Origin of the sequence: Streptococcus sp. 21.1 (assembly GCF_016648635.1) — a bacterium.
GTDB lineage: Bacteria > Bacillota > Bacilli > Lactobacillales > Streptococcaceae > Streptococcus.
Genome location: NZ_JACLQL010000017.1, coordinates 23,411 through 32,160, shown reverse-complemented (window position 1 = coordinate 32,160; position 8,750 = coordinate 23,411). Strand labels below are relative to the sequence as shown.

The 8,750-nt window shown below is 39.3% G+C and carries 10 protein-coding genes; 6 read left to right on the top strand and 4 right to left on the bottom strand.

Features of this window, described 5'->3' with window-relative positions:
• Together H7U01_RS09550 and H7U01_RS09545 are read right to left on the bottom strand one after the other, a co-directional pair.
• A partial coding sequence (locus H7U01_RS09550) for a transporter substrate-binding domain-containing protein (RefSeq protein ID WP_201041501.1) occupies positions 1 to 749 on the bottom strand: 749 nt, incomplete at its 3' end.
• A gap of 11 nt (positions 750 to 760) precedes the next feature.
• Entirely contained in the window at positions 761 to 1,528 is a 768-nt protein-coding gene (locus tag H7U01_RS09545) for an amino acid ABC transporter ATP-binding protein (RefSeq protein ID WP_002885036.1), read from the bottom strand.
• A 285-nt stretch (positions 1,529 to 1,813) separates the two neighbouring features.
• On the opposite strand from H7U01_RS09545, the gene yycF reads away from it, so the two are divergent.
• Genes yycF through H7U01_RS09525 form a run of 4 tightly spaced genes read left to right on the top strand, consistent with a single transcriptional unit; the run spans position 1,814 to position 5,090 of the window.
• Positions 1,814 to 2,521, top strand: coding sequence for a response regulator YycF (gene yycF, locus H7U01_RS09540; protein ID WP_002884978.1), 708 nt, complete (start codon positions 1,814 to 1,816; stop codon positions 2,519 to 2,521).
• Positions 2,514 to 3,854, top strand: a complete 1,341-nt coding sequence (vicK, locus tag H7U01_RS09535) for a cell wall metabolism sensor histidine kinase VicK (RefSeq protein ID WP_080611394.1) — start codon at positions 2,514 to 2,516, stop codon at positions 3,852 to 3,854. The genes yycF and vicK overlap by 8 nt, the downstream gene beginning before the upstream one ends.
• 5 nt (positions 3,855 to 3,859) lie before the next feature.
• Positions 3,860 to 4,672 carry an MBL fold metallo-hydrolase gene (locus H7U01_RS09530; protein WP_080612056.1) on the top strand — a complete coding sequence of 271 codons (813 nt, stop codon included), beginning with the start codon at positions 3,860 to 3,862 and terminating at the stop codon, positions 4,670 to 4,672.
• 58 nt (positions 4,673 to 4,730) lie between these two features.
• Positions 4,731 to 5,090: a YbaN family protein gene (locus tag H7U01_RS09525; RefSeq protein WP_045769141.1), complete on the top strand. Its 360-nt coding sequence runs from the start codon at positions 4,731 to 4,733 to the stop codon at positions 5,088 to 5,090.
• A 51-nt stretch (positions 5,091 to 5,141) separates the two neighbouring features.
• Here H7U01_RS09525 and H7U01_RS09520 read toward each other — a convergent pair whose 3' ends face one another.
• Positions 5,142 to 6,356, bottom strand: a complete 1,215-nt coding sequence (locus tag H7U01_RS09520; protein ID WP_080611393.1) for an aminoacyltransferase — start codon at positions 6,354 to 6,356, stop codon at positions 5,142 to 5,144.
• A gap of 1 nt (position 6,357) precedes the next feature.
• Positions 6,358 to 7,167, bottom strand: coding sequence for a sugar-phosphatase (yidA, locus tag H7U01_RS09515; protein ID WP_080611392.1), 810 nt, complete (start codon positions 7,165 to 7,167; stop codon positions 6,358 to 6,360).
• A 178-nt stretch (positions 7,168 to 7,345) separates the two neighbouring features.
• On the opposite strand from yidA, the gene H7U01_RS09510 reads away from it, so the two are divergent.
• Positions 7,346 to 8,203: a GNAT family N-acetyltransferase gene (locus tag H7U01_RS09510; RefSeq protein ID WP_201041500.1), complete on the top strand. Its 858-nt coding sequence runs from the start codon at positions 7,346 to 7,348 to the stop codon at positions 8,201 to 8,203.
• Positions 8,204 to 8,294: 91 nt separating this feature from the next.
• Positions 8,295 to 8,681: a DUF1934 domain-containing protein gene (locus H7U01_RS09505; protein WP_201041499.1), complete on the top strand. Its 387-nt coding sequence runs from the start codon at positions 8,295 to 8,297 to the stop codon at positions 8,679 to 8,681.
• The last annotated feature ends 69 nt before the right edge of the window (positions 8,682 to 8,750 follow it).

The following is an 8,750-nucleotide window of genomic DNA, read 5'->3' as shown; positions in this document are numbered from 1 at the left end:
AAATCGTTGGTATAATCAATCAACTCTTGGTTAGACTTGCTTGAGGCAATACCGTATTCTTGTGTTTTGAAACCTTCTTTTAAGGTTTTAGTCTTTTTACTTTCATATCCGGAGAGGATAGATTTATCAACTGAGAAAGCATCGATGCGGTGAGCGTAAAGAGAAACAGCCAATTCTGGGAAAGATCCGAGTTGAACATAGTTGAACTTAAGGTTATTAGCTGAAGCATACTCTTGCAAAGCAGCCTTAGTTGACGCACCTTGAGAAACACCGATAGTCTTACCATTCAAGTCTGAGATTTTGTTAATACCTGAGTCCTTAAGAACCAAGAAACCAATTTGATCATAGTAGTAAGGATTTGAGATGGCATAAGAAGCCTTACGTTCATCATTGATGGTATAGGTAGCGATAAGTAAGTCGATAGTTCCGTTATCCATAAGTGGTTCACGGGTTTGCGTTGTTACTGGAATGTAATTGACCTTAACCTTAAGTTCTTTGGCGATCTTTTTAGCAAGATCAACTTCCATCCCTTCGTAGGCATTAGTCTTAGCAGAATAGTAACCAAAGTTAGGAACGTCTTGCTTCACACCGACATTAAGTGTTCCTCGCTTAACGATTTTTTGGACTGCTTTACTATCTAGGAGCTTACTAGTGTCTTCAGCCTTAGTCTTGTGACTCGAGATAAGAAAAATAGTGACAATTGCTAAGCATGCGACAGTTAGGTAACGTAAGATTTTTTTGAAAATCATAGGCAACCTCCTTAGGCATCCACTTGGACACGATCAGAGTTGTGGTCGATAATCTTAGAAAGGAATTGAACAGCACGAGGTTCAGTTGGATTGTCAAAGAAACCATCCACATCCGTAGTATCCACAAGAACCTGACCTTCAGCCATGAAAATGATACGGTCTGCAACACTGCGGGCAAAGCCCATTTCGTGGGTAACAACTACCATGTTCATGCCACCTTTGGCAAGGTTCTGCATAACCGCCAGTACGTCACCGATAGTCTCTGGGTCAAGGGCTGACGTTGGCTCATCAAAGAGCAAGAGCTCAGGATTCATGGCAAGACCACGGGCGATAGCGATACGTTGTTTTTGTCCACCGGAAAGCATACCAGGGTAAGAATCTTTCTTGTCCCACATGTTAACGTAGCGAAGGAATTTTTCAGCAGTCTTTTCAGCCTCTGCCTTACTGATTCCAAGAACCTTGATAGGTGCCAAGGTTACATTTTCAAGAACAGTTTTGTGAGGGTAGAGATTGAAGTGTTGGAATACCATCCCTGCTTCCTTACGAAGCTCAACCAAGTCTTTGGCAGAAGCTTCCGTAACATTATGTCCGTTAACGATAAGCGTACCGTTATCGATGGATTCCAAGGCATTGATTGTACGGATAAGGGTAGATTTCCCAGACCCAGAAGGTCCCAAGAGAACCACAACTTGTCCTTTTTCAATTTCTAGATTGATGTCACGAAGTGCATGATAATCTCCGTAATATTTATTGACATTTTTAAATTCAATAAGTGCCATAAGAGCCTCCTAAAATTTTACATTAATATATGTAACAACAAGAGTGTATTTTACTATAGATATAGGAAAATGTCAAAAATGTTTGAAAATTCAATCATAATGTTCGCCTTTTAACAGATTACACATTGCAAAGGTATCTCAAAAAAGAAGGAAAGCTTGTATATTAGCTCAATATCTATAGTAGAAACTTGGTCCTTAACCTATTTTTTGGTATAATATGTTTGATACGTAAAGTTTTCTACTTTACAAAATTGAATGACTTAAGAAAACCGATGAGGTGTTTATATGAAAAAAATTCTTGTTGTTGATGATGAAAGACCAATTTCGGATATCATCAAGTTTAATCTGACTAAAGAAGGTTATGAAGTGGTTACGGCCTTTGATGGTCGTGAAGCATTGGAGCAGTTTGAAGCTGAAAAACCAGACTTGGTCATCCTGGACTTGATGCTGCCTGAACTAGATGGTTTAGAAGTTGCTAAGGAAATTCGAAAGACAAGTCATACACCAATTATCATGCTTTCAGCTAAGGATAGCGAGTTTGATAAGGTTATCGGGCTAGAAATTGGGGCAGATGACTATGTGACGAAACCATTTTCTAATCGTGAATTGTTGGCACGTATCAAAGCTCACTTGCGTCGTACAGAGACTATTGAAACAGCAGCAGAAGAAAGCTCTAACTCAGGCAAGCAGGAGATTTCAATTGGGGAGTTGATTATTGTTCCAGATGCATTTGTTGCTAAAAAACGTGGAAATGAAGTCGAACTCACACACCGTGAATTTGAGTTGCTTTTCCATTTGGCAACTCATATGGGACAAGTGATGACTCGTGAACATTTGCTTGAAACTGTTTGGGGTTATGACTATTTTGGTGATGTTCGTACGGTTGACGTAACCATTCGTCGTCTCCGTGAAAAAATTGAAGACACACCTAGTCGTCCTGAATATATTTTGACGCGTCGTGGTGTTGGTTATTATATGAAGAATTATGACTAGTATTGGCTTAAACATCACAAGCTTTGAACTAGCCTTACTCTTTACGCTCCTTTTTGTGGCTTTCTACTTTATTTTTCTTGCTTATCGTGATTATCGACGAGTCAAAAATATTCGAAAGTTGACCAAGAGAGTCAAGTCCCTAATGGCAGGTAACTATAATGAGGAGTTACGCTTAAAGGGTGATCCAGAGCTTTTAGAGCTAGCTGACAGCTTGAATGATTTATCGGACGTTTTTCGTTTGACGCATGAAAATCTAGCCCAGGAAAAAAACCGCTTATCATCAGTCCTCTCTTATATGAGTGATGGAGTCATTGCGACTAATCGACGTGGTCAAATTACCATGATTAATAGCACAGCTCAGCGTTTGTTGAATCTAGATTTTGAAACAGCGACACAGATGTCCATTTTAGATTTATTAGATGGCGAAAACCCCTATACCTATAATGAATTGTTATCTAAGACTCCTGAGATTCATTTGTCTCGTCGAGATGCCAACGATGAGTTTGTGACCCTACGCGTTAACTTTGCTCTTATTCGTAAAGAATCTGGTTTTATCTCAGGTCTGGTTGCCGTCCTTCACGATGCCACTGAGCAGGAAAAAGAAGAGCGGGAACGTCGACTCTTTGTATCAAACGTTAGTCATGAGTTGCGTACACCTTTGACTTCTGTAAAATCTTATCTGGAGGCACTTGATGATGGTGCTCTTGACGAAGAGATTGCCCCTAACTTTATCAAAGTTTCTTTGGATGAGACCAATCGTATGATGCGAATGATTTCTGACCTCTTGGCACTGTCTCGTATTGACAATAAGAGTACCCAGCTTGACGTTGAAATGACTAATTTCACGGCCTTCATGACCTATATATTGAATCGTTTCGATCAGATTAAGAGTCAAGAAACTAATACAGGTAAAACTTACGAAATTATTCGAGATTATCCGGTAAACTCGATTTGGGTGGAGATTGATACAGATAAGATGACCCAGGTCGTGGATAATATTCTTAATAATGCTATCAAGTATTCGCCTGATGGTGGTAAGATTACAGTGTCTATGAAGACAACTGATTCACAGTTGATTGTTTCTATTTCTGACCAAGGTTTGGGTATTCCTAAGAAAGATTTGCCGTTAATTTTTGACCGTTTTTACCGTGTTGATAAGGCTAGAAGTCGTGCTCAGGGTGGAACTGGTCTTGGCTTGTCCATTGCAAAAGAAATTATTAAACAACATAAGGGCTTTATTTGGGCTAAGAGTGAGTATGGTAAGGGTTCAACTTTTACAATTGTGCTTCCATATGACAAGGATGCCATGATGGTTGATGAATGGGAGATGTAGTAGAAATGACCTCAGATTTAGGGTTTAAATATAGTATTTTGGCTTCAGGGTCAACTGGTAATTCCTTTTATTTGGAGACTCCAGAAAAGAAGATTCTTGTGGACGCTGGCTTGTCTGGTAAGAAAATCACAAGTTTGCTAGCTGAAATTGATCGTGATCCGAGTGATCTGGATGCTATCTTAGTTACTCATGAACACAAGGATCACATCCATGGTGTAGGCGTTTTAGCTCGTAAATATGGCATGGATATCTACGCCAATGAGAAAACCTGGCAAATTATGGATAGTAAAAATATGCTTGGCAAGATTGATAATAGCCAGAAACATGTTTTTTCTCGTGACAAGCTTCTGACCATTGGGGACATTGATATTGAGTCTTTTGGAGTTAGTCACGATGCTATTGATCCACAGTTCTATCGCTTTATGAAAGATGGAAAAAGTTTCGTCATGCTGACGGATACGGGTTATGTTTCTGATCGTATGGCAGGTATTATTGAGAATGCTGATGGCTATCTGATTGAGTCCAATCATGATATTGAAATCCTCAGAGCAGGTTCATATCCTTGGTCAACCAAGCAACGTATCCTCTCTGATCAAGGTCACTTGTGTAATGAAGATGGAGCGGATGCTATGATTCGTACCATTGGTAACAAAACTAAAAAGATTTACTTGGGTCACCTTTCTAAAGAAAATAATATCAAGGAGTTGGCCCACATGACGATGGAAAATCAGTTGGCACGTGCTGACTTTGGTGTTGGAACTGACTTCAAAGTTTATGATACCTCACCAGACACAGCGACTCCACTGACAGATATTTAACAATAGCAGAAGAGCTGCACTAAATACATTAGTGCAGCTTTTTAAAAGGAAAGTATTTATGAAAGTAATTTATCTCTCGTTAGGGTTTGTCTCTCTTGGTTTGGGAATTCTTGGAATTCCGCTTCCAATCTTACCCACAACACCTTTTCTACTTTTAGCCATTGCTTGCTTTGCTAGAAGTTCAAAACGTTTTGAGAAATGGTTATATCATACTAAGCTATATCAAAGTTATGTAGCCGATTTTAGAGAAACCAAATCAATTGCCAAAGAACGAAAGAAAAAGATTATCATCCAAATCTATGTTTTGATGGGAATTTCAATCTTTTTTGCACCTATCCTTTGGGTGAAAATCGGACTTTTTTGTTTGACAGTCTTCATCACCTATTATTTATTTAAGGTTATTCCTGATAAAGACTAAGATATCATCAAAAAATGAGACTTCCAAGGTGGAGTCTCATTTTATATATTATTAATGTTTGCTACGCAATTTCTTACGGACTTTATAGGCAAAATTGGCTAGTCCGTAAAGAGGGCTAACTGGAAGGTTAAATTCCCCAATAAATTGTTCAATGCGTGGGTTAAATTTTGACTTGAAATTGTACAAGCCACCATCAAGCGAATTTTCAATTCCTCCCATGTTTTGCCACTCGGCACCACGCTCGAAAGCGTGATTAGCTGTCTCATACCATGTCAGGATAGCCGGTTGATAACGGCGGTAGTCTTCATCCATTCCTGCATAGATATTCTCAGATGTCTTGCCAAATTCAAGAACGAGTGTACCTGAGAGTGGGACCGTCTTATTTCCAGCATCAACCTTTTCTTGAAGGAAGTCAATTTCTTCTTTAAGTCTTTTGTGTTCTTGTTTATTGTTCTCGATTTTTCCTGGTTTAGTTTTTTCAGTAAACTTGGCTGCATCAGCAATGTTCTTTTCGAGTTGCTTATTGAGGTCTTTGAGACGGGCTGGTAAATCTAGTGTTGAGAGTGTAATGTAAGAAGACTCTGGGTAAGTAGTCAACAACTTTTCATAATAATCGATTCCACGAAGGTGGATGTTTTTACGGGCCTCTGTCTTCTTCATCAGAGAAGCGAATTGTTCAAGAAGCTCAGTGCCACCAAATTGAACTGAAATTCCCTTGTTTCGAGCAGTACGAACAGCCTGCTTGGTGCTCTTAGAGAGTTGTTCTTCAGTGAAATCTTCCTTATGGATGTTAGCCTGGAAGCGAGGTTGGATATTTTCAGCCATATCTTCAGTGAGGCCTGTCCATTCAACGCCAAGAGCCTGGATGTCTTTGGCAATCGTCATAGTCTCTTTACGGATTTCAGCTTCTTGTGAAATCAGGTTCTTTGTCACAAAAAGGCTTGGGTCAAATTTCACAAAGAGAGCACGCTTTGTTTTGGCATATTTTTTAAGTGAAGCCATAACAAAGGCGAGCAAGTCTTTATCTTGATAATCCATAATAGGTCCACGAGGAATATAAATCATAGAAAATCCAAGAGGGAGTGGCTGAATAAGGACACTAGCGACAGCAACGAGATTACCATCTTGATAGAAACCTAGGCGGTCATTTCCCCAGCTATCCTTGATTTTTGCCCATGAACTACTTTGTAATAAGTTTGTTTGAGGACTATCTATAACAAAACGGTCATGCTCAGAAGTACTGAGTCCAGTTTTATAGGTATACATATTATTCTAGAACCCACTTTCTAATAGCATAAGCGACACCAGATTCATCATTTGATTTTGTGATGTGTTTCGCAATTTTCTTCATTTCTGGATTACCATTTTCCATAACAACAGGAGAGCCAACGACTTCAAGCATAGCACGGTCATTTTCTTCATCACCGATAGCCATTGTTTCTTCTTTAGAAAGACCGAGTTTCTCAGCAAGATGGGTTACAGCAATTCCTTTGTTGGCTGTTTTCTTGAGAATTTCTAGGTAAAATGGTGTTGATTTTACAATAGTAAAGCGGTCATAAAATTCCTGTGGAAGTTTGGCAATAGCTACATCAAGAATTTCAGGTTCATCGATATACATGGCCTTAACGAATTCCTTGTCAGCCACCTCTTCAGGTGTACGATAGTAAATCGGCATATGAACAAGTGTAGACTCATGAACCGTGTAGCGGCCAATGTTGCGATTACTTGTGTAGATACCATCTTTAGTAATAGCGTGAGAATGAACACCAAGCTTGTTAGCCAAAACCTCAATGTCAAGGTAGTCTTCGTATGAGAGAGTCTCACGAATTAATTCATTACCAGTAGAAGTTTCTTGGACAAGACCACCATTGAAGGTGATAACATAATCTCCGTCTTGGTTGAGGTTAAGTTCTTCAAGAAGAGGAAGCACCCCAGGAATAGGACGACCAGTCGCGATAACAACCTTTACACCAGCAGCCTTGGCATCTTGAATGGCTTGAAAGACTTCCGGTGTAACTTGACGTTGGCTATTTAAAAGCGTTCCATCAATATCAACTGCAATAAGTTTAATAGACATAATTATTACCTGTTTCGTTTAGTTAGTTTCCCTTCTATTTTACTAAAATTTAGGCGCTTTGTCATAGTTCTTCCTGAGAAAAGTATAATTGCCTCTTTAAAGTAGTAGTTTAGGTAAAAATTGCTCAAATGCTTTTTAATTGGTAAAATAAGGTCAGACAAATAAAGGAGAGACAAGAGTGATTCGAGCAACCAACCAATTGACGGAAAAAGAACGAAAGGCAGCAAAAGCATTGATTGCTAGCTGTCAAGCCTATGACCAAACCTTTCGAGAACCTTATCTCTCCAATATGCTTAATTTTGATCCCAATATGCCGGCCTTTTTCCTCCATTATCAAGAGGGAGAGTTGCTTGGTTTATTAACGGTTTATGCGGATGACCATGATGTGGAAGTGGCGATTTTAGTTGCCCCAGATTATCGCCACAAAGGCATTGCGAGGAGTTTGTTTGACAAATTTCAGAAGGAAACGGCAGCTTACCCTATTCGCTCAGTGACCTTTCAGACAGAGCGTGTTTTTCTAGATTGTCATCCTGATCTGGCAAGTCATTGGGGGGTGGTTGAGGATGAAGAGACCGAAACCTGGCTAGGACGAGATAAAACACCATATGCTCTGGATTCTCGTTCAGATGTCAAGGTGCTCTTAGCTGAACCTTCTTACCTAGATGAAATTGCCCAACTCCATCACCAGGCCTTTTCTGATCCAGAGGAAACGCTCGATGTGAGTCGCAGATACATTACAGAGGCCTTGAAGGATTCCGATGGCCTACTTTACATCCTCCTCAAAGAAGCTCAGGTCATTGGAGTGTGTACGGTCGATTTATCTGGGAATAGCAACTACCTCTATGGACTTGCGATTGCTGAAGCTTATCGTGGACAGGGCTATGGCAGCTATCTGGCAAAATCAGTCGTCAATCAACTCATTGCGCATAACGACAAGCCCTTTCAAATTGCAGTAGAAGATAGCAATATTGGAGCCAAACGTTTGTATGAAAATATCGGCTTTGTTAAACAGACCCAGGTGGTTTACTTGAAATAGAAATGGTAGACGCAATACTGATACTCTCTTTTAGTATAGAGTTGCTATTATCTTAAGTAGAAAAATAGTTTTAGAATAGAAGGAATACTTAATGGAAATTAAAATTAAAAACAAAATAAAAGTAGGAGATCAAACGGAGATTATCGAAGAAATCCACGCTTGTGAGGTTATGGAAAAAGGAGACTTTACTTATCTTGTTCACCATAATTCCGAGAAAGAAAAAGTGGTTATTAAGTTGAATCAGGAAGAGCTGGTGATGACACGCTTTTCTAATCCTAAATCAATTATGCGTTTTTCGGCTAAGGTCCCTGCCTTGGTCCACATACCGACACCACTTGGTACCCAGCATTTTCTGACAGATACTAGTCTATTCGCCCATGACCTAAATGGACAGACAGTTGATATTCATTATCAATTGAAACATCCAGAAACAGAAGACGTTTTTGCTGATTATGAATTAGAGGTTTCTTGGTTTTAATTTTTGAAAAAAATAGAATCATTTCGCTTGAATAAAGAATAATTTATGATAAAATGTAAAGTACAAATA

Coding starts and splice junctions, on each gene's coding strand:
- H7U01_RS09545 (WP_002885036.1), bottom strand. CDS start 1,528: ATGGCACTTATTGAATTTAAAAATGTCAATAAATATTACGGAGATTAT.
- yycF (WP_002884978.1), top strand. CDS start 1,814: ATGAAAAAAATTCTTGTTGTTGATGATGAAAGACCAATTTCGGATATC.
- vicK (WP_080611394.1), top strand. CDS start 2,514: ATGACTAGTATTGGCTTAAACATCACAAGCTTTGAACTAGCCTTACTC.
- H7U01_RS09530 (WP_080612056.1), top strand. CDS start 3,860: ATGACCTCAGATTTAGGGTTTAAATATAGTATTTTGGCTTCAGGGTCA.
- H7U01_RS09525 (WP_045769141.1), top strand. CDS start 4,731: ATGAAAGTAATTTATCTCTCGTTAGGGTTTGTCTCTCTTGGTTTGGGA.
- H7U01_RS09520 (WP_080611393.1), bottom strand. CDS start 6,356: ATGTATACCTATAAAACTGGACTCAGTACTTCTGAGCATGACCGTTTT.
- yidA (WP_080611392.1), bottom strand. CDS start 7,167: ATGTCTATTAAACTTATTGCAGTTGATATTGATGGAACGCTTTTAAAT.
- H7U01_RS09505 (WP_201041499.1), top strand. CDS start 8,295: ATGGAAATTAAAATTAAAAACAAAATAAAAGTAGGAGATCAAACGGAG.